At 48.4% G+C, this 19,272-nt stretch carries 20 protein-coding genes; all 20 read right to left on the bottom strand.

Going from position 1 to position 19,272, the window contains the following annotated elements; genetic code table 11:
* Positions 1 to 2: 2 nt before the first annotated feature.
* The 20 genes from nuoB to VLX91_09115 all read right to left on the bottom strand — a co-directional run bounded on the left by nuoB (position 3) and on the right by VLX91_09115 (position 19,174).
* Positions 3 to 515, bottom strand: a complete 513-nt coding sequence (gene nuoB / locus VLX91_09210; protein ID HUI30384.1) for an NADH-quinone oxidoreductase subunit NuoB — start codon at positions 513 to 515, stop codon at positions 3 to 5.
* A 25-nt stretch (positions 516 to 540) separates the two neighbouring features.
* Positions 541 to 972, bottom strand: a complete 432-nt coding sequence (locus tag VLX91_09205; GenBank protein HUI30383.1) for an NADH-quinone oxidoreductase subunit A — start codon at positions 970 to 972, stop codon at positions 541 to 543.
* A 105-nt stretch (positions 973 to 1,077) separates the two neighbouring features.
* Positions 1,078 to 1,662 carry a 7-carboxy-7-deazaguanine synthase QueE gene (locus VLX91_09200; protein ID HUI30382.1) on the bottom strand — a complete coding sequence of 195 codons (585 nt, stop codon included), beginning with the start codon at positions 1,660 to 1,662 and terminating at the stop codon, positions 1,078 to 1,080.
* Complete coding sequence (gene queD / locus VLX91_09195) at positions 1,643 to 2,005, bottom strand: 6-carboxytetrahydropterin synthase QueD (GenBank protein HUI30381.1); 363 nt, start codon at positions 2,003 to 2,005, stop codon at positions 1,643 to 1,645. The genes VLX91_09200 and queD overlap by 20 nt, the downstream gene beginning before the upstream one ends.
* Before the next feature lie 3 nt (positions 2,006 to 2,008).
* Positions 2,009 to 3,229, bottom strand: a complete 1,221-nt coding sequence (trpB, locus tag VLX91_09190; protein HUI30380.1) for a tryptophan synthase subunit beta — start codon at positions 3,227 to 3,229, stop codon at positions 2,009 to 2,011.
* Positions 3,230 to 3,288: 59 nt separating this feature from the next.
* The gene (locus tag VLX91_09185; protein HUI30379.1) at positions 3,289 to 3,915 is read right to left on the bottom strand and encodes a phosphoribosylanthranilate isomerase; all 627 of its coding nucleotides are present in this window, start codon (positions 3,913 to 3,915) and stop codon (positions 3,289 to 3,291) included.
* Between the two features lie 3 nt (positions 3,916 to 3,918).
* Positions 3,919 to 4,746: an indole-3-glycerol phosphate synthase TrpC gene (gene trpC, locus VLX91_09180; GenBank protein ID HUI30378.1), complete on the bottom strand. Its 828-nt coding sequence runs from the start codon at positions 4,744 to 4,746 to the stop codon at positions 3,919 to 3,921.
* The gene (locus VLX91_09175) at positions 4,743 to 6,059 is read right to left on the bottom strand and encodes a hemolysin family protein (GenBank protein ID HUI30377.1); all 1,317 of its coding nucleotides are present in this window, start codon (positions 6,057 to 6,059) and stop codon (positions 4,743 to 4,745) included. The genes trpC and VLX91_09175 overlap by 4 nt, the downstream gene beginning before the upstream one ends.
* Complete coding sequence (trpD, locus tag VLX91_09170) at positions 6,056 to 7,096, bottom strand: anthranilate phosphoribosyltransferase (GenBank protein ID HUI30376.1); 1,041 nt, start codon at positions 7,094 to 7,096, stop codon at positions 6,056 to 6,058. The genes VLX91_09175 and trpD overlap by 4 nt, the downstream gene beginning before the upstream one ends.
* A gap of 1 nt (position 7,097) precedes the next feature.
* Positions 7,098 to 8,723: a bacillithiol biosynthesis cysteine-adding enzyme BshC gene (gene bshC, locus VLX91_09165; GenBank protein HUI30375.1), complete on the bottom strand. Its 1,626-nt coding sequence runs from the start codon at positions 8,721 to 8,723 to the stop codon at positions 7,098 to 7,100.
* Between the two features lies 1 nt (position 8,724).
* Complete coding sequence (gene ugpC / locus VLX91_09160) at positions 8,725 to 9,834, bottom strand: sn-glycerol-3-phosphate ABC transporter ATP-binding protein UgpC (protein ID HUI30374.1); 1,110 nt, start codon at positions 9,832 to 9,834, stop codon at positions 8,725 to 8,727.
* A 2-nt stretch (positions 9,835 to 9,836) separates the two neighbouring features.
* Complete coding sequence (gene aroA, locus VLX91_09155; protein HUI30373.1) at positions 9,837 to 11,144, bottom strand: 3-phosphoshikimate 1-carboxyvinyltransferase; 1,308 nt, start codon at positions 11,142 to 11,144, stop codon at positions 9,837 to 9,839.
* A 145-nt stretch (positions 11,145 to 11,289) separates the two neighbouring features.
* Positions 11,290 to 13,176, bottom strand: a complete 1,887-nt coding sequence (locus VLX91_09150; protein ID HUI30372.1) for a hypothetical protein — start codon at positions 13,174 to 13,176, stop codon at positions 11,290 to 11,292.
* Between the two features lie 312 nt (positions 13,177 to 13,488).
* Complete coding sequence (locus VLX91_09145) at positions 13,489 to 13,866, bottom strand: hypothetical protein (protein HUI30371.1); 378 nt, start codon at positions 13,864 to 13,866, stop codon at positions 13,489 to 13,491.
* Positions 13,867 to 13,868: 2 nt separating this feature from the next.
* Positions 13,869 to 14,435 carry a hypothetical protein gene (locus tag VLX91_09140; protein ID HUI30370.1) on the bottom strand — a complete coding sequence of 189 codons (567 nt, stop codon included), beginning with the start codon at positions 14,433 to 14,435 and terminating at the stop codon, positions 13,869 to 13,871.
* 167 nt (positions 14,436 to 14,602) lie between these two features.
* Entirely contained in the window at positions 14,603 to 15,292 is a 690-nt protein-coding gene (locus VLX91_09135; protein ID HUI30369.1) for a hypothetical protein, read from the bottom strand.
* A gap of 203 nt (positions 15,293 to 15,495) precedes the next feature.
* On the bottom strand, positions 15,496 to 15,834 hold the full coding sequence (locus VLX91_09130) for a hypothetical protein (protein HUI30368.1): 339 nt from the start codon (positions 15,832 to 15,834) through the stop codon (positions 15,496 to 15,498).
* 149 nt (positions 15,835 to 15,983) lie between these two features.
* Positions 15,984 to 16,481 carry a hypothetical protein gene (locus VLX91_09125; GenBank protein HUI30367.1) on the bottom strand — a complete coding sequence of 166 codons (498 nt, stop codon included), beginning with the start codon at positions 16,479 to 16,481 and terminating at the stop codon, positions 15,984 to 15,986.
* A gap of 160 nt (positions 16,482 to 16,641) precedes the next feature.
* Positions 16,642 to 17,613 (bottom strand): isoaspartyl peptidase/L-asparaginase, encoded by a 972-nt coding sequence (locus VLX91_09120; protein HUI30366.1) that lies wholly within the window; start codon positions 17,611 to 17,613, stop codon positions 16,642 to 16,644.
* 43 nt (positions 17,614 to 17,656) lie between these two features.
* Entirely contained in the window at positions 17,657 to 19,174 is a 1,518-nt protein-coding gene (locus VLX91_09115) for an amino acid permease (protein HUI30365.1), read from the bottom strand.
* Between the last annotated feature and the right edge of the window lie 98 nt (positions 19,175 to 19,272).

The following is a 19,272-nucleotide window of genomic DNA, read 5'->3' as shown; positions in this document are numbered from 1 at the left end:
CTTCACGCAGCCGGCGCCAGCTTAACATCTTCTTTCTTGATGCGACTTTCCCGCCTAACCTTTTCCTGCAATTTCATCAAACCTTCGAGGAGCGCATCTGGTCTGGGCGGGCATCCTGGTACATAGACGTCTACGGGAATAACACGGTCAACACCCTTCAAAACGTGGTAGCCATGCTCCCAATACGGACCGCCGCAGTTTGAGCAGGATCCCATTGAAATGACATAGCGCGGCTCGGCCATTTGCTCGTAGAGCCTCTTGACCCGTGTCGCCATCTTCAGTGTGACCGTTCCAGAAACAATCATGACATCGGTTTGACGCGGAGTGGCCCGTGGTATGACACCGAACCGCATCATATCAAAGTGCGACGCGGACGCTGCCATCATCTCGATTGCGCAGCAAGCCAACCCGAAGTGCATTTGCCAGAGAGAAGAGAGCCGTGCCCAATTTAGAAGATTATCGAGAGAGGTTATTACTATATTTCCGTCGCTGAATTGTTTATCTAATAAACCCATCGTAAAATCAAATTTAGAATTCCATTCACTTCGTTTCGGTCCCGACTTGCTTGGTCCTGGTCAATTCGTTGCGTACGTAGTCGATATACCTTGGCCGCGGCCTGTCCCAGTCGAGATCACCTTTCACCCACACATAGACATAACCCGCGATGAGGATCGCCAGAAAAATCATCATCTCTACGAACGCAAACATGCCGAGCTTTTGATAGACGAGCGCCCACGGGAAAAGGAACACTATTTCAACATCGAAGATCAGAAATATTAGCGCGATGATATAGAATCTTACGTTGAATTTTATCCGGCTATCGCCGATCGGCTCCTCGCCGCATTCGTACGTGCTGAGTTTTTCCGCGCTCGGCCGATGAGGTCTCAATAACCGTGCTATCAAAAGCGTCGCAACTACGAGTATTGCTCCGACAATAAAGAAAAGCAGCACAATTCCGAATTGAGAAAGCATCTATTTCACCAAAAAATTTTCGGGCTCAATTTAAATGTCGTTTAAAGTAAAGTCAAGGTAGGCCAACCCAAGCTTAAATCAAGATCGGATCTTTTATCAAAACACTTATCTGATTTTCAGAAGCTTGTGCTCCTGAAGAGAAAGTTTCCACTCAGCGTTTTGTTTGACAAGATCAATGCAGTGTTTGATATTTTCTTCATTCGGGTAGTCTCCGTCAAATTCCGGGCTGATATAATAATGATCTGCCTTGACTTTGCTCCGAGGAATACCCTGAGATTTGTTGCGAACGTACTTCAGTTCGTTGATATGGATTCTCCTGAAGTTTTTCGCCAGAACGTGCTCCGCAACCTTCGGACTCACGGTGATCCAGTCTAATCCCTTCGGTGGAATGATTGTCCCGTTCGTTTCAATGGCCAGAAAATATCCGGGTTTCTTGAACGCTCTCACCACATCGATAGTGAGCTGGAGGAGAGGCTCGCCTCCCGTGAAGACTATGTTCTTGCAAGCGAATCGGCTGCATTCTTCGAGCAACTCATCGACTGTCAACTCGCGAAAGCTTTCGAACTCCGTATCGCAGAATCCGCATTCGAGATTACAATGCGCAAACCGCACGAAAATATTTGCGCTCCCCTTACGAGCGCCTTCTCCCTGGAGGCTGTAGAAAATTTCGTTAACGCGTAACTTCGGCATAGCTGTCAGCTGTTTCGTACAACAAAACTTTCGACAACCGATAAGTGCTAGCTTTAAGCTCTTTATCTATCGTCTCGAAAACAAATTTGGCAATGTTCTCGACGGTCGACACTTCGAAGTGGTCGTTCAAATTCTTGTGATCGAATTTGTCGATGATCAATTTCTTTACGACTTCTTCTATCTCCGCGAAATCACATACCCATCCGTGCTGATCGACTTCGCCCTCGATTTCCACTATCAGGTGATACCGATGGCCGTGGAGGTTCTGGCACTTTCCGTATATTGAGCCTTTCAGCTGGTGTGCCGACTCGAAATCGAAATGCTTACCGATCTTAGTTTTCAAAATTCACACCAGGTTCAACCTTTTTGCCACGCTGTAAAGGTCTTTATCTCCCCTACCGGAAAGATTGATGAGAATATCCTTCCCTTGTCCTTCACCCGCCGCGAGCTTCTCCGCATAAGCTACAGCGTGTGCAGATTCGAGTGCAGGGATGATCCCTTCGAGACGCGACAATTCGACGAAGACATCGAGAGCCTCGGTATCCGTCACGGAAACGTATTTGACAAGACCGGAATCTTTTAAGTAGGAATGTTCCGGTCCGACGCCGGGATAATCGAGACCAGCCGAGATCGAATATGCATTCAGGACGTTTCCATTTTCATCCTGCAAGAGGTATTGCATTGCACCATGGAGCACGCCCGGCTTGCCGAGCGAGAGAGAAGCCGCGGTTTTTCCGGTATCGAGTCCTTCACCCGCTGCCTCGACGCCGATCAGCTTCACGTGTGGAATCTCCCTTACAAAGTCGTAAAAAATCCCCAGCGAGTTGCTTCCACCGCCGACGCAAGCGACGACATAATCAGGAAGCTTTCCATAATTCTCTTTGAATTGTTTCTTCGATTCGCGGCCGATTACTGCCTGGAAATGCCTCACCAGCTTCGGATACGGGTGCATCCCGACAACCGAGCCGATTATATAAAATGTATCTCTGACATTTGTCACCCAGTCTCGTATCGCTTCGCTCGTCGCTTCCTTCAAGGTCTTTGTCCCGCTCAAGACGGGAACGACTTCCGCGCCAAGAAGTCTCATCTTGAAAACGTTCGGCTCCTGGCGATGCATGTCCTCCTCGCCCATATAAACGATACATTTCAATCCGAGCAGCGCACAAACAGTCGCCGTAGCGACTCCGTGCTGGCCTGCGCCAGTTTCTGCAATAATTCTCTTCTTGCCTAATCTCTCAGCAAGCAGCGCCTGACCGATCGTGTTGTTAATCTTGTGCGCCCCGGTATGAAGAAGGTCTTCCCTCTTTAGGTAAAATTTCGCGCCGTACTTGCGGCTTAGATTTTTAGTATAGAAAATTGGAGTCGGTCTGCCGGCGAAGCTTTTTAATAAGTCTTCAAATTCCTTGTTGAAATCTTTATCATTCTTTACGGACTCGAACGCCTCGTCGAGTTCCTGTGCGGCTTTTACAATTGTCTCCGGCACGAACGATCCGCCATAAGTCCCGAAATGGCCTTTTTTGTCCGGAAGTTTATAATACTCGTCAATTTTTTCTTTTACATTTTCCATTCTTGCTCTTCAACTTTCAGGTTCTATCTACCAACTGCTGACATCCGATTTTCGAAAACCTAGTCGGTATTGCCGCATTGCTTTGCATTCGACACAAATTCTCTAATTTTTCCATGATCCTTCTTGCCCGGGGTCGATTCTACCCCCGACGCTGTGTCGACGCCGTACGGATTCAACCTCTTGATAGCGTCGCAGACATTCTGGCTGTTCAGGCCTCCTGAAATCACAAACCTGGTCGACAGATCGACGCCGCTTTGCACAATTTCATCCCAATCCGATATTTTGCCAGTCCCGCCGAATTCGCTCTGCGTAAATGAATCCAAAAAAATCAGGTCCGCTCCAACCTTCGACGCGGCTTTTACTTCGCCACGCTTCTTCACGCGAACGGTGTAATATAGCAATTTCTTGAAATCGAAGTCCGCCGTTTCAAATTTCGGCTCGTAAACCTGAAGTGCATCGACCTCGGTAGCATCGATCGCTTCGGCGATCTCCTCAATCGTAGGCTGTACCATGACACCGACGGTCGTCGCGTAGGCCGAGACTTCCCGAACGATTGCCGCGGCATCATCAAATCGAATGAAACGTTTGCTCTTCGGGTAAAAATTCAAGCCGATCGCATCTGCGCCGGTTTCGATGCAGGCGTAAGCATCCTGGATGTTTGTGATACCGCAGATTTTTACGAACATCTGTCACATCCGTGCCATGCGCCGAGCGCTCTTCTCCATGCGATAAGACGCAAATCTTCGCACTTCATCAGCTCTCTTTTCCGCCCGCATAAAATGTTCGCCGATCAAAACGGCATGATAGCCGGATTCTAACGCAGCTTGAAGTCCCGACATGTCGCGGATCCCGCTCTCGCTGATGCTCACGATTTCATCGGGGATCTTCTTTGCCAGCTGCTCGGAAACTGCATTGGAGACTTCGAAAGTAATAAGATTTCGATTGTTCACTCCGATAATTTCCCCACCGGCGGCGAGCGCAATTCCAAGCTCCTCCTCCGAATGCACTTCAATTAGGCTGCTAAGTGACAGGTCTTTTGCCAGCGCTGCGAATTTCTTCAGTTCACTCTCAGCCAACGCCGTGACAATCAATAATATTGCATCCGCGCCCATTCGCACAGATTCATAAATCTGGTATTCATCTACGATGAAATCTTTCCTGAGAATAGGAACACTACTCACAGCATCATGGATGCACTGCAGATCCTCAACTGTGCCTTTGAAATAATTTTTCTCCGTCAAGACCGAGATCGCAGAGGCCCCGCCTTTTTCGTAATCCCGGCCGATTGCGGCCGGATCGGCGTTTTCTGCAATCACGCCTTTTGAGGGCGACGCACGCTTGAATTCCGCGATAACACTTAGGGGTCCATCTTTCTTCCGCGTGACTCCGCTTCTAAAATCATTCCTCGGCCGTAAGCCGTCGACGATATTCTTCAATTCGGAGAGGCTCAACTTCTTTTTCGCCGTCTCGACTTCTATTTTTTTCTTACGGACTATTTCCTCAAGGAAATTCGTCACTTCATCTCCCCGGGTTTCCTGAAGGTTTTCATCTTTTCCTGTCGAGATTGGTCCCTCGAATTCTTCTTTTTTCCATTGCGGCTCTTTTTCTTTCCGTACGAATCGCCTGACCTATCTGTGGAAGGATCAACCCTATCGCCACTCTGTCTTTGAAACCGGCGATAGACGTCGGTCAAGCGATCTATATCAGAAGCCGTATCGTTCGTCTCGGCAGTCTGAGCCGGGTGTTCTTTAAACGATACCCGAAGCCGCTTGATCCTATGACGGGCGACTTCTTCTATGATGAAAAACATTTCCTCGTGGTTATAGATTTCATCTTTTTGGGGAAGCTTTCCGGCAAGTTTCTGTACGAAGCCTGCCATGGTGTCATAATCGTCGCTTTGCGGGACACCGGCTTCGAGAAGCTCGTTGAACCTGTTCACTGTCATCAACCCTGCAATATGAACATCTCCGTTCGGATCGCGGGTCAACTCCGATGGATTCTCATCGTATTCGTCCTGTATCTCACCGACGATTTCCTCGAGAACGTCTTCAAGAGTCACAATGCCTTCTGTTCCGCCGAACTCGTCGACCACAACCGCGAGATGTATCTTGTCCCTCTGCATTTCACGGAGGAGCTGACTTATTTTTTTCGTAGCCGGCACATAGTACGGAGGCCGGAGAAGGTCGTGGAGAACTATCACAGCATCGCTTTCCACCATCGTCAGCAAATCCTTTGCATAAATTATTCCGACGATATTATCTATCGAGCCGCGAAAGACCGGAAGACGCGAATATCCTTCCTCGATAACCTTATGCAGGAAATGCCTGCGATCTTCATCAATATCAATCGCCACTATATCGCCGCGTGGAACCATCGCTTCACGGACTGTTTTGTCGGTGAACTTCAGCACGCTCTCGATCAGCTCACGTTCAAGGACATCTATCTGTCCGGTTTCGGAGCTGCGATCCAGAATCTCGTCGATAATTTCCTCACGCCCGTCTTTCTCGCCGGACCCTCTAAGCATTTTCTCGACATACACGAACATCTTCGCTGACTTCGAATAGACGCTCAACACGGCACCGACCGACAGGCTCAGAATAAAAGAAAGGGCAAAGACTATTGATGCGCCGAGAATACCGATATCCTCTTCCAATTCCGCAAATCCCTTCACGAAAAATATGGCGGCAAATATAGAAAGGATTGCTGAAATAAAGATCGAGGTAATAAGGAGACGTTTCCCAAACTTGACCGCGTCAACGGAGCATACGAAACCCCAGCAAAGTGATGCGGAAGCAAAAAGCACCACGGCCAGAATGAAACTCTCGATCATGCTTGCGGAGTGTTTGTCGGACCGGCAGACCCGGTTATCTCAATAAGACAGCGGAGCTTGTTCTCCGCCTGTCCATTTACGACAACGTCACGCGCCCTGGCTATTCCAGCCTCAATATTCTGCTCGATGCCCGCCACATAAATTGCCGCACCCGCGTTAAGAAGCATAGCATCAAAGAACGGCGAATCCATCCCTTTTATTGCCTTCATAAAAGCATCGACAGACTCTTCCTGATTATGGACGACGAGATCGTTTAGCGCAGCGCGCTTGAAGCCGAAATCTTCAGGCGCAATTTCGTACTCGTCTATCTTTCCGTTCTTTAGTTCCGCAATAAAAGTTTTTCCGCAGAGCGAAATCTCATCCATCGTCGGCTCACCGTGAACGACGAGCGCCGCCTCACTCCCGAGGTCTCTAAGAACTTCCGCTATTCTTCGCAGGAGATTCTTGCTGTAAACCCCCAGCAATTGACGATTCGCTCCTGCCGGGTTCGTCAACGGGCCGAGCAGATTAAAAATTGTCCGCACGCCGAGGTCGCGCCTGACCGGCCCCGCAAACCTCATCGACTTATGATGGACCGGCGCGAAAAGAAAAGCCAGCCCGATCTCTCGCAGTGCCTTCTCCGTCTTCTGCAAATCGAGTCCGTCCAGATTTAATCCAAGAGCCTTCAAGACGTCTGCGCTTCCCGATTTGCTCGACACTGCTCGATTTCCATGCTTTGCGACCGTCGCGCCGGCCGCAGATGCAACCAATGCAGCAGCGGTAGAAATGTTAAATGTGCCCGCGCTGTCGCCGCCCGTTCCGCAAGTATCGAGAACCACCTCTTTCTCGATATGAAGCTTGTCCGCCTTCTCGCGCATCGCGAGCGCACTGCCGACTATTTCATCCACGGTCTCGCCTTTGATTCTCAACGCAATGAGAAATCCGGCGATCTGCGACTCGGTAGTTTCTCCGCTCATTATCTCCAGCATGGTCCTGTATGCTTCATCCCGCGAGAGATTCTCGCCCGCGACAAGTTTTGAAATTGCCTCGCGTATCATATCAAATGATTACCACCTTGTGGAGTTTTGCGTAAGAAGGCAGCTCGCGGAAAAGGATCTCGATGAATTCTTCTCCATATTTATTATAAAAGTAAGTGAAGTTTAATACGCGCTCCTGCAATTCGCGATTTGGAAAAATCGAGTGCTGAAATTTTTTAGTCTGCTGCAGAACCTGTTCGTTCTTGCGCCGATAAGCTGTCGTCGTCTTCTCTTCGAAATGCTGGAGGAGATACACTATTCTCGAGACCGTGGAGTCCATTGTTCCCTTCAGAGTCGGATCGACGCGGGAGATCAGAGGCTCAAGACTCTCGACTGATTTCTTTATTTCCCCGGCGGCCTTTTGAAACTCACCCGGGATATTTTCGGGATTCGCGGCCGCCAACGCCTTCTTCATTACCTGCTCAAAATCGGAAAACGCATCGGAGAATTCCAGACGATATTTCTCCATGACTTTTTCAATTCTGTGTTCAAGGATCGTGGCGGCGGCTCTCGGAAAGAGCGGCGGCATCTCTATTCCGAAATGCTGGTACACACCTTTCAGTTGCGCAAAGTAGGCAATCTCTCCCGGACCGGCGACGTAAGCAGCCGTCGGAAGAAGATAGTCCTGGCAAATAGGCCGAAGCACCACGTTCGGACTGAATGATTCCGGCTTCGTTTCAAGTATCGTTCTGATTTGCTCCTGCATCAACTTCCTCTTTGTGCCACGAAGAGAAATACCGTTTCCAATGGGTTCAAGACCCCGGCGGATACCGTCTTCGATGTAGAAAATATTTATCACTCTCGGCTTCACCTGAACGTGGTAAATCTCTTCAAGCTCCGCGCTTTGCTTGATGACCTCTTCGCTCGTACGCGGGGACGATTGGAATTCCTTCTCGAAGACCGGCTTGAGGACTTTTTTTATCTCGGGATCATATGAATCCACCAGCAGGAGCGGATGCTTTGCCAACAGCTTCGTCATGGTCTTTGCAAATGCTGTGGAGTAAGTCTCGCCTTCTCTGTAAAACGACTCTATCATTTTCATCATGGCAGGCTTGAATTCCGACGCAGGGAGCAGAGCGTCGACCTGCTGAAAAACCTGTTCGATTGACGCATCGAATCTTATTTCGCTCAGCGGATGGAGATTTTCCCCTTCACCGTTCGTGATAATAGCTTCAACCCGAACGACGTCCGATGCACCGTTCAACAGATGTATGTGGTTCGATTCCTCGAAGTCGTGGTCGTCTCCTTCAAGCCAGAACACGGGGACGAATTCAAATTCGGAAAATCTTTGTTTCAACTCGTCAGCGAGCTTTATCGCGCTTATCGTCTTGAAGAGAGTGTAAAGCGGTCCGCAGAACAAGCCGACTTGCTGGCCGGTCACCACAGCGAGGGCATTGTCTTTGCTGAGAACATCCAGCAAAGCTTCATGACCTGGAGAATTATTCAACCGCGAATTCTGGCCGCGGAGTATTCCGATCAGCCTCTCGCGTTTCGGAGAAAAACTTTCGAGGGCACGGGCAAAATAATTCCGCAGCTCATCTTCGTTGGAGAAATCTATATTGTAGTATTTCCTGAGGCTATCGAAATTTTCAAGATAGTCCGTGTAGAGTTTCGATTGATCCGGTAGTCCGGTTAGTGGTATTTCCATATTAATTCAATAAAATCGAGTTTTCATTTTCCTTGTTGAAAAACTGGGCCTTCGTCGTGTCGAAATACATTTTCAGCTCTGAGCCGGGCTTGGGATCGACCGGCGTAGAAAGGCGCGCGACGATCTGCGTCGTAGGAGAATTGAAATACAGATAGACCTCATTTCCCATCGGCTCGGAAATATCGACCCGCAGCGATGAGGCCGCATCGAGCTCACCATGATGATACTCATAAATTGAAATGTGTTCGGGGCGGATCCCGAGATACAAATTCTTTCCCGCGTAAGGAGAGAGTTTCGATTCGACGGACTCGGGGATTTCCAGCTTGATGCCGTCGTTCACTTCGTTGAAAAATAATTTGCCGTTCCTTCTGATATGTCCTTCAAAAAAATTCATTGCGGGGCTTCCGATAAATCCGGCGACAAATTTATTTACCGGATTATTATAAAGGTTCAAAGGCGTATCGATCTGCTGCACCGCTCCACTCTTCATAACGACGATTCTGTCGCCCATCGTCATCCCTTCGACCTGGTCGTGCGTCACATAAATCATCGTCGCGCCGAGTTTTTGATGGAGTTTAGAAATCTCTGCCCGCATCTGGACGCGCATCTTGGCGTCGAGGTTCGAAAGAGGCTCGTCGAACAAAAACACTTTCGGCTTCCGGACGATTGCCCGTCCGAGCGCGACGCGCTGCCTCTGACCACCCGACAGTGCCTTGGGTTTTCTGTCAAGGTACTCCGTTATTCCCAAAATTTCCGCCGCTTCCCTCACGCGTGAATCTATTTCCTGCTTCGAGTATTTTCTCAGCTTTAATCCGAACGCCATGTTCTCAAACACCGTCATGTGCGGATAGAGCGCATAATTCTGAAACACCATCGCGATGTCCCGATCCTTCGGAGCGACGTCGTTGACCAGCCGATCTTCGATGTAGAGCTCGCCGCTCGAAATTTCTTCGAGTCCTGCAATCATGCGAAGCGTGGTCGTCTTCCCGCATCCCGAAGGTCCGACGAGAACCACAAATTCCTTGTCGGCGACATCGAGGCTGACGTCTTCCACAGCGACGACTCCGCCGTCATAAACTTTCGAAATCTTGTCGAGTTTAACCCGTGCCATCTTCAATTCCTCACGACAAGTCTTTCAAGAGTTTCAAAAAATTCCGGATAGGAAATCTGCGCCCATTCCGCATTCTCGATCGTTGTCATGCCGTGCGCCGCGAGCCCGGCTATCGCGAACGCCATGGCGATTCGATGGTCCTTATATGAATTTATTTCCGCTCCATTCAATTTCCCTGTACCATGGACGATAAAGCCGTCATCGAGCTCTTCGACCTCCGCACCCATCGCTTCAAGGTTGTCGACAACTGCCACGATCCGGTCGGACTCCTTTCTGCGGAGATCATGCGCATCGCGGACGACGGTCTCTCCTTGTGCAAATGCAGCCATCACGCCGATAATCGGCAGCTCGTCTATCAGCCTCGGGATCAACCCGCCTTTGATTTCAATGCAGTTCAGCTCGGAATATGAGACCGTGACATCTCCGATCGGCTCACCCGCCGCCTCGCGGGCTTTCTCAACCTTGACCTGCGCTCCCATTTTCTCGAGCACGTCGAGGAAACCGATCCTCGTCGGATTCAACGTGATACCTAGAGCAGTTACGGATGAATTCGGGAGAATCGCAGCGGCGGCCAAGAAAAAAGCTGCGGAAGAAATATCGCCGGCGACGTCATACTTTGCCGGCTCCACATTATAATCGCAAGAAATTTTCGTCTCGAAGCCGGAAGGGGTCTTAACTTTATTTAATTTCAACATCCGCTCGGTATGATCGCGCGACTCGACCGGCTCGACGATGGTCGTTTCTCCTTCAGCAAACATTCCGGCAAGAAGAACAGACGATTTTACCTGCGCGCTCGGAAGCGGAAGCTCGTACCTGATTCCGTGCAGTTTGTCGGACGGGAAAATTTTCAGCGGCGCCGTCGAGTTATATGACGGGACGATGTTTGCTCCCATTTGAGCGAGCGGATCGATTATTCTCTGCATCGGTCTTTTGCGCAGAGTCTCATCGCCGTTTATAGTGCTTTCAAACTTTTGTCCTGCAAGGACGCCTGTGAGGAGTCTCATCGTCGTACCGCTGTTGCCCGCATCGAGAACTTCACGCGAAGGCGAGAAGGAAAATTTTCCTTTCCCATGGACCTTTACCGTACCGTTCGTCTGTTCGATCTTCACGCCCAGCTGTTTCAGGCAGCTCATCGTACTTCGCACATCGCCGCCTGTCGATATCCCATCGATTTCCGACACTCCGTTCGCGAGCGACGAAAAGATTAAGGCTCTGTGGGAAATCGACTTATCGCCGGGTACTTCAAACGAGCCGTTGATTGTCGTAGATTTCGTATGCGGGAGGGATGCTCCCCTTACCTCGTAATTCATTTATCCAATATAAAAAATGAATCGGAAATATACATGTATAGAGAGGGGGAAATTCCAAGCTCTCTACAAGAGAACAATTATTGGGGGGTGATTTTGCAATAAGTGATACAATGTGCAGAAACCAGAGCTACGAAGAATGCCTACACTAAACAGAGTTGTTCGAATCCAGCATAAACTGATCAGAGATATTCTCAAGCTTGTACTTTTTGATTGAACTTCGATAGAATTTCTCCTGCAACCAATTTCTAACAGTCTTAAAGCATTTCCGATCGAACACTACGTTGAGCGCAAAAAGGCCGACAGAAATAATCCATGACGGCAGATTTTGAATCCCATATTTTGATTCTAACACAAGAAAAACACCCACCACAACCTCCCAAAACAACACTGCGATCTCAATTGATATTGCTCGTGCTTTCGCAGCGCATTCTCTTCTTACAGTATCCTTTATGCTCAACAGGTTCTCGATAAGTTGCTTGTTTTTTTCGATTAACTCCATACTCTGTGGCTCTAGAAATTCCACCTTCCCCGTAAGATGTTTCGCCCTCTCTTCTGCAAGTTTCTTGGCCTTCTCAGTTGCCTCGTGCTGGATCGCAGCCTCTCGCCTCCGCCGTTTGGCATTTTCAATCATGGGCTCAAGATCTGCGTACGTAACTACCGCTTCTTTTGCAGGATCACCCAATCCAAACAAATATTCACGCAAGTGACTATCATATAGCAGCGCAAATGCTAAGTCATCATCGACCTTGCCCGAGTCCTTAAGTTCATGAAGCAAATCAAAAAATCTAACCCATACGTCATTATCGATTAGACTATTGCGCTTGAACATCCCAATGACCTGATGAATATCTAATCTCTTTATCTCTTTCGGGTCCTTTAACCAAAGTACATTGGTCAGAACGCTATCAGGGATAACTTCCGCAATTGTTTTCATTGCATGGTGTTGGCAATACTGAAGATTGAATTGTGCCAATCTATGGTCACAACTGAGAAAGAAAAAGGCGGAATCCTCTATTCTCTTCTTAGGATGTCGACGGAGTCTTGCCACTCTCTCAATCGCCGCCAAGTCATGATTAATAGAATTGTCACTGGGGATCTTCGGGCTTTTGAAAGTGCGCAGTCCCTCCTGCCAGGAAAAGTCTGCTGGAGAAAATGAATGAAGTCTTATTCCCGTCGTCTCTACTCCGACGCCGTAGGAAAGGAGCAATTCTTCAAGATTTCTTATGTATTCTAAGACGGTTGACGTCTTCCATCCTCTCATTCTTAATGAAGAATAGATAGAATTCACTGCAACGTCTTTTATATACAGATGTTGATGCCCCGGGTATGCGGCAAGGACAAGGGTCATTTGCTCGATTGTAAAATCAAAAACCTTTAATGAGAACTCCTTTCTGGATTTTAGGAGGCCAACTAACTCCTTCACAGGTTGACACAAATCAGCATGTGTAAGTTCAAGCATCCGAAACACAAAATTAGAATCCAGAAAGAGCACAGTAGGCTTGAATCGTCGCATCACGGTGGATACATCCTCATTACTCTTGAGGGATAAAGATATTACCGCCCCCCGTACAATAGATTCGAGAACCTTATTATGATCTGGTTCACTTGTTGAAACATGGCTCAGTGCCTCAATGAGGATCTGATCATGAGTTCTGCGTGCAGATTGTTGTTCATTGTTCTTTATGACAGACCGTGCCTCATTTCCGCCATTCGCAAAGTAAGCTTCAAACATCAATAGGTCACTTTTGATAAGATCCAAGAGCATCTCCCCAATCCCCTTGGGGGACACTTTGATTCCTTTGGATTGCATGTACGTCGATAGAAAATCGAAAAGGGAACCAGTGGAGACCTTTGCCTCGTTTATTTCATTACTTATGCTGACCGCAAGTTGGTTTCCTGGTTCTTTTAGTTTGTATTCCCCTTTTATCTTTTCGACGTAACCGTTCCTCCCGGCCCGGGTCAGGATTGTTCTCAACGAGTATAGGGGAACATCTAGACCAAAATCGAATAATAATCTTTGCTGGATTTCCAATTCAGTGGATGATCCATTCAGGTTGGACAGTGATACCACCGAGAATGGCGAGAAGGCATCAATATAATCTTTTCCTTGATCGTAGAGCGATTGAACAAGGGCATAAGCGAAGGCTTGATTTTGCATGATTTTGCCTCTTTAATTTCTTAGCAGCCTAAATAGGAGTCGGATCTTCTTTGCGCGGAGCATACTTGTGTATAAAATTTATTTCTCCCGTCCATCAAGTGCAAACAAGAACCCGGAATGTTTCCCTTTACAAAGGCAAAACGAACAACCATCACTAACTATTCTTCCCATTCAAATGAGAAGAATTCATTTCTCTATCAATTTCTTGACCAGTTGAACAGATTCTATTATGGCATATATCGTCAAGCCGAATATCCCAAGTTCGACAAATACAAAGATTGTTTTCAGTTCGTCAAAATGCCAAAGCGAGAATCTACTTGTCGTCACAATCTCGATTGTTATTGGCAACAACGAATAAAAAGTCACGATGAATATTGCTGTCACCGGGAGAGTCTTCAGAAGAAGTAGCTTCAACAGTTCCCTTGTAAATTGCTTTCGTTTTACTTCCTGTGCAGGTTCCGGTTTTCGCAACTCGATTATCCTGCCGATGTCTTTCTCGATTGCGCTGAGGAGCATTGTCAAGAAGATAAGCAAAACTCCTATCGCCGAAAACAAATCACTCATGTTCATGACAGTTCCTTCATGAGTAAATTGTAAGTATCAACAGCACATATGTATTTGTTTGCAAGGTCTTTGATTTTTTTGATTGGCTCCAGTGTTGGTCCTTTTTGGCCAACGATTGAATTCAATTCTTCTATCGTCGATTGTGAGGTGCAGACAAATTCATATGGCCCCTCGTCTTCTCGCTGGGTTGCTGATTTTAATGTTTGAAGCAAAGTGTTGTCAATAGACTTTTCGATCTTTGTTCTGAATCTAGATTTCGTATTTCTCAACAATGTCTTACTTTGTGAAGGTGTCACCTGAAAGATTGAAGAAATTTCATTTTCTCCAGGCAGCCTGTCTATGAAATAGTGGTTGAGTAAAAAGAAAAGTCGCTCCTGTTGCACCTCATTTGCTCGAGTCGGAAGGCCCCTTTCTTTAAACATTTTTACATACTCCATAAATGCCGCTTTGCTAAGCTTCTTCAAGGCGGCATTCAAAGTAGCATCACTCGCTAATCCAAGGCACTCTTTGATGATGGTCTTGTCCGCAGCTGTTAATTCTGCGTCAGTTACTGTAATGGTAATGTCCATAAGGTATCCTCTCACTTTTCATTGCGATGATTAAAGCTATTACGGATCAGTATAGAAGTCCTTCATGTCCCCGAATAGCTGCCAAGAATTCAGAAATCTCGGCGGAAGCCTCTCGGCTTCCGCCTGCCACATATTGCCTACTAGTAAAGGCGATTCATGAATCGCCTTTACTTTTGCTGTGTCGGCTCCGGTGCCGGAGGTTGAGGCGGAGGAGTGGCACTCTTCCTTCCACCCTTCTTGATCGGCTTGAACTCTTCAAGGAGCGCTTTGTTACCGGCAAATGCCGACTTGGCAAAGCTCCTGATCTTGAACACTTCCTCCTGAAGGTCCGCAACCGCGTCGTCCCTCGTTTCGGTCGCAACGTTCCGCAGCTTCTTCGAATGCTCCTGCACTGCGTCCGCAGTTACAAGATTGGCATAGGTTGTCGAAAGAGCCGTGAAATCGTCTTCCGTCAGACCGTTCTCGATCAGCTCGTCGTGGTACTTCGTGCAGACCCCGGCCAAGTAGTCGAGGTTCTGGGCGAGCTTGCTTACGCTTTTTGATTTTGGCGCCCCGATCCTGAACTCCTTCTGCTTCGTCTTGTCCTTCCCGAATGCCGACTTCCCCGCATTCTGGATCTTGGTTTCCATGTTCAACCCCTCCTGGATCGCGGCGTTCTGACTTACCGTGTTCAGGGATAGCGTTTCGTGGGCCGCCTTCTGAGTCGAACTTTTCGCGACAACGGCTTTGATCTTGTCGCCGAAATTTTGAAAGCGGATTTGCTTGAATCCCTTCGCAATCATGTCCGCCATATGAGTTTGCATTGTCAGCTGAAGAGTTTCCGCATCTTCAGCGATTTCGCCTACGGTACTTGCCATGGCCCTTCTTCTCTTTTAGTTTTCGATGCTGTTAATTTATTTCTCCCCTTCGGCAAGAGGCCGAAGAAGGTACACATCATCATTTCTAAAGAGTAGCATCACATTAAGGACAGAGGAAGATCAGTTTGTCCCTGACAGTAGAACTTTTCCCGCTGGATCGGGAGAAGTCTCAGATATCGGTTCTCATGCCTGAATATTCGATCTCAAACCACCTGAACATACGTCTGCGCGGCAAGCGGGCCGCATTCCATTCCAAGTGAACATTTCAATTTAACCAATAAAGACTTTTTGTCAAGAGGAAAAGTGCGCTTCCTGGCAAGCAAATGGGTTTTCCGGTCAAATGGACACTTCTGCACAACGAGCGGGTGGGTCTGCACAGTCAGCGGGCTTCTCTGCACAATCGGCGGACTACCCGGCACAACCAGCGGACAACTTTTCCGAACGAGCGGGCCGTTCGGCGCAACCAGCGGGCAACTTTTCTCAGTGCGCGGGATGTTTTCCGGAGTGCGCAGAAGATTTTCTGCAGTAAATGACCAAATCAAAACTATCCGAGGACAACTTCGCGCAGAAGAAAGAAATCAGATAGTGTCTCAGTTTCATCCTAGCTGTCATCACAAGGTCTCACTTATTTAGATGTTCAAATTGAGACACTGCCAAGAATCGCTCCTCGAAACGAGAAGTTGAGGTCTGTTCAGTCCACAAGAATAGGATATGACACGTCGTTGATCTTCAGCTGACCATGTTCGAGCACAAGCTGAATTGCCCATTCGTGCACGGGCCCCCAGCCGGAATCCAGGAACAAATTAATTGAAAAGACGTTTTCCGCGAATACTTTAAAGTTCTTTACTTCCCATTTAAAGCCCGGTGCAAAACTCTTTTCATGGTCTACAAAAGACAACGCCGCATCCCCAATCAGGCCGACAACTTCCATGTTCAGATCGACAGAATGGAGATCTTCATATTTATATTGGAACAATATTTTGTCTGCGGCGAGCAGATTCCTTATGGTATTCTCTTTCCATAACTCCGTGAAAAAACCAGACCTGTAGTAGCGATCAACCTCTGCCTTCGCTCCAAGCGTATCGATGCAATAAAACTTCTGACCGTGCGATTTCGCAGATTTGAGAACATGACGGACACTGTCATCTGAAATGGAGAAAGGGACGTACCACCTTAGAAATTCGTTCATGCGGTTTATACATCGCGTTTCCATGTTGTCAGACCGGGTTGACTCTCTGCGCACTTGTTGATGAACGTTTCCAAAAGAAGACTGCATTGTTGAAGAACTGATTATTATGAGCAGCAGAAAATAAACAGACCTCCCCCGTTTCATTTCACACCTTAATTCTCTATTTCCAGATCTTCACTTCAAGCGTCCCACTTGAAGTTGCTACGCCCCGAAACATTCCGCTTGTGTTGAACTCCATTGCGTAGTTGCCGTCCTTGTCAACCGCTATTACCCCGCCGTCGTCGGGCTGGAGGATCTTGTAGATAACCGTGTCAACCGCCTCTTTCAAAGACATATTTTTATACGCCATCAAAGCGGAGATGTTGAACGCCACCGCATGTTTGATGAATTTCTCTCCCCAGCCTGTTCCTGAGACTGCGCATGTTCTGTTGTCTGCGTAAGTTCCGTCGCCGATCAAAGGCGAATCACCGATCCTTCCGGGCAGCTTCCCGGTCATGCCGCCGGTTGAAGTTCCGGCAGCGAGGTTTCCATATTCATCGAGAGCGACGCAGCCGCACGTGCCGTGATTTCCCTCCTTGACCTTTTTCATGTATTCGTCCAACTGCTGCTTGCGAAGCGGAGTATCGAAGTAGCTGTTCGGAACGAGCTCCATTCCCATTTTCTTTGCAAACTCCTCCGCACCGCCGTAAGCAAGAAGAACATGCGGGGATTTCTCCATTACAAGCCTTGCGAGCGAAATCGGATGGGCAATGTGCTCGACGCCGGCAACTGCACCGCATGACAAATCTCTTCCGTCCATTATGGAGGCGTCGAGTTCATGCGTGCCGGCGGAAGTGTAGACCGCACCGATTCCTGCGTTGAATTTCGGATCCTCTTCAAAATATCTCAGCACCTTCTCTACGGCGTCGAGGCTCGTTCCGCCGTTTGCCAGGACATCTCTACCGATTTGAAGAACTTTTTTGAGTGAGGCGTAATATTCTTGCTTTACGGAATCGGGCATCGACTCGCTGATAGTTCCGGCGCCGCCATGAATGACAATCGTGTATTTCGCCGTTCTCGTTTGAGCATTGCAGACACCGTTCACTGCAAGCATTGCTGTTAAAACTATGAACACGAAGAGATTATTTTTCATAGATTACCTCAAATGTCGCTCCCACATGTCAACTATTCGCTATTCATTGTTGGCTTTTCACCAATTTGCTGTGCTTTCTCCCGTAGAAAAAATATATCGATAATCCGATTGCAAGCCAGAGAACGAACCTGATCCATGTCAAGGCCGGAAGTCCGGCCATCAGGATGCCGCAGCTCACGACTCCAAGAATCGGCACCAGCGGCACCAGCGGGACGCGGAATTTTCTCGGACGGTCCGGCTCGCGTGCGCGGAGAATTACGATCCCGATGCAGACGAGAACGAACGCGAACAGAGTTCCGATGTTAGTCAGCTGCACGATTTCATCTATATTGGCAATAGCGGCAAAGAATGCAACAAAGACTCCGGTGAGAATCGTGGTGACGTGCGGCGTCCGGAATTTCGGATGAATCTTGCTGAACCACGGTCCGAGCAGTCCGTCCCTCGACATGGCCATAAGTATCCTCGGCTGTCCAAGCTGGAACACGAGGAGAACTGCCGTCATTGCAATTACGGCACCGAACGCGAGAAGTCCTGCTGCCCAATCCTCTTGAGCGTAGTGGAGTGCGGCGGAAAGCGGATCGGCAACGCCGACCAGCTTTGTGAACGGAATCATTCCGGTGAGAACCATGGCCGATGCGACATAAAGGACAGTGCAAATCGAAAGCGACCAGATGATTCCCCGCGGCATGTCTCGAGCCGGATCTTTACATTCTTCCGCCGCGGTGGAAATCGCATCGAATCCTATATAAGCGAAAAATATCAGCGAAGCTCCCGTCCAGACTCCGCTTACCCCGCCCGGGAAAAACGGATGCCAGTTCGCGGGTTTAACATAAGTTGCACCGACAGCGATGAAGAACAAGATGGTACAAACTTTCAGGACGACGATCACATTATTGAACCGGGCGGATTCTTTCACGCCTATTACGAGGAGCCAGGTTATGGCGGCCGTAATAACAATCGCAAGCACGTTGCAGATTACGGGAATTCCGAAAATAACCGGGTGACTTAAATGTGCCTGGTAGGCAATCGACGTTTCGGGCCCGAGCGAAGATACTCCTGACTCCGCAACGGACTTTGCCGCGAACATTGTTGAACGATAATCCGTCGCCATCCACGCCGGGATTTCGACTCCGAAGCCGAGCATCAACTGGCGGAAATATGCGGCCCATGAAATTGCGACGGCGATATTTCCAACTGCGTACTCGAGAATCAGGTCCCACCCAATGATCCATGCTACGAGTTCGCCGAGAGTGGCATAGCTGTATGTGTATGCGGATCCGGCAATCGGAACGAGGCTGGCAAACTCGGCATAACACAATGCACAGAATCCGCAAGCTACCGCAGTCAATATGATGGACACTGAAACGCCCGGCCCCGCGGGTGGAATGCCCTCTCCGCCGGAAGTGGCCGATCCGAGCACTGCAAATATTCCTGCGCCGATTATCGCGCCGATGCCAAGCGCGGTGAGGTCAATTGCAGTCAGACTTTTCTTAAGCGTATATTCTGCTTTCTCGCTTTCCGAGAGAATATCGTTGAGCTGCTTGGTGCGGAAAAGATTCATCTAATCTTCCTTAAGTTGCGGGGATTTATTTCATCTGATGCCGGCAATCGCGTTCTGCCATAGGTTGCAATCTATGGACGATAGATTTTAAATGCAAT

Source organism: Candidatus Acidiferrales bacterium (assembly GCA_035515795.1).
Lineage (GTDB): Bacteria > Bacteroidota > Ignavibacteria > Kryptoniales > JAKASW01 > JAKASW01.
Note: the sequence above shows the minus strand (reverse complement) of the source record. Positions and strands in the feature narration are given on the sequence as shown.

Excerpts from the sequence above, each read along its gene's own strand:
- trpB (HUI30380.1), bottom strand. The coding sequence starts at position 3,229 with ATGGAAAATGTAAAAGAAAAAATTGACGAGTATTATAAACTTCCGGAC.
- VLX91_09145 (HUI30371.1), bottom strand. The coding sequence starts at position 13,866 with ATGAGTGATTTGTTTTCGGCGATAGGAGTTTTGCTTATCTTCTTGACA.
- VLX91_09135 (HUI30369.1), bottom strand. The coding sequence starts at position 15,292 with ATGGCAAGTACCGTAGGCGAAATCGCTGAAGATGCGGAAACTCTTCAG.
- VLX91_09200 (HUI30382.1), bottom strand. The coding sequence starts at position 1,662 with ATGCCGAAGTTACGCGTTAACGAAATTTTCTACAGCCTCCAGGGAGAA.
- VLX91_09140 (HUI30370.1), bottom strand. The coding sequence starts at position 14,435 with ATGGACATTACCATTACAGTAACTGACGCAGAATTAACAGCTGCGGAC.
- VLX91_09125 (HUI30367.1), bottom strand. The coding sequence starts at position 16,481 with ATGAACGAATTTCTAAGGTGGTACGTCCCTTTCTCCATTTCAGATGAC.
- ugpC (HUI30374.1), bottom strand. The coding sequence starts at position 9,834 with ATGGCACGGGTTAAACTCGACAAGATTTCGAAAGTTTATGACGGCGGA.
- aroA (HUI30373.1), bottom strand. The coding sequence starts at position 11,144 with ATGAATTACGAGGTAAGGGGAGCATCCCTCCCGCATACGAAATCTACG.
- VLX91_09175 (HUI30377.1), bottom strand. The coding sequence starts at position 6,059 with ATGATCGAGAGTTTCATTCTGGCCGTGGTGCTTTTTGCTTCCGCATCA.
- trpD (HUI30376.1), bottom strand. The coding sequence starts at position 7,096 with ATGATACGCGAGGCAATTTCAAAACTTGTCGCGGGCGAGAATCTCTCG.
- bshC (HUI30375.1), bottom strand. The coding sequence starts at position 8,723 with ATGGAAATACCACTAACCGGACTACCGGATCAATCGAAACTCTACACG.
- VLX91_09115 (HUI30365.1), bottom strand. The coding sequence starts at position 19,174 with ATGAATCTTTTCCGCACCAAGCAGCTCAACGATATTCTCTCGGAAAGC.
- VLX91_09120 (HUI30366.1), bottom strand. The coding sequence starts at position 17,613 with ATGAAAAATAATCTCTTCGTGTTCATAGTTTTAACAGCAATGCTTGCA.
- nuoB (HUI30384.1), bottom strand. The coding sequence starts at position 515 with ATGGGTTTATTAGATAAACAATTCAGCGACGGAAATATAGTAATAACC.
- VLX91_09205 (HUI30383.1), bottom strand. The coding sequence starts at position 972 with ATGCTTTCTCAATTCGGAATTGTGCTGCTTTTCTTTATTGTCGGAGCA.
- VLX91_09185 (HUI30379.1), bottom strand. The coding sequence starts at position 3,915 with ATGTTCGTAAAAATCTGCGGTATCACAAACATCCAGGATGCTTACGCC.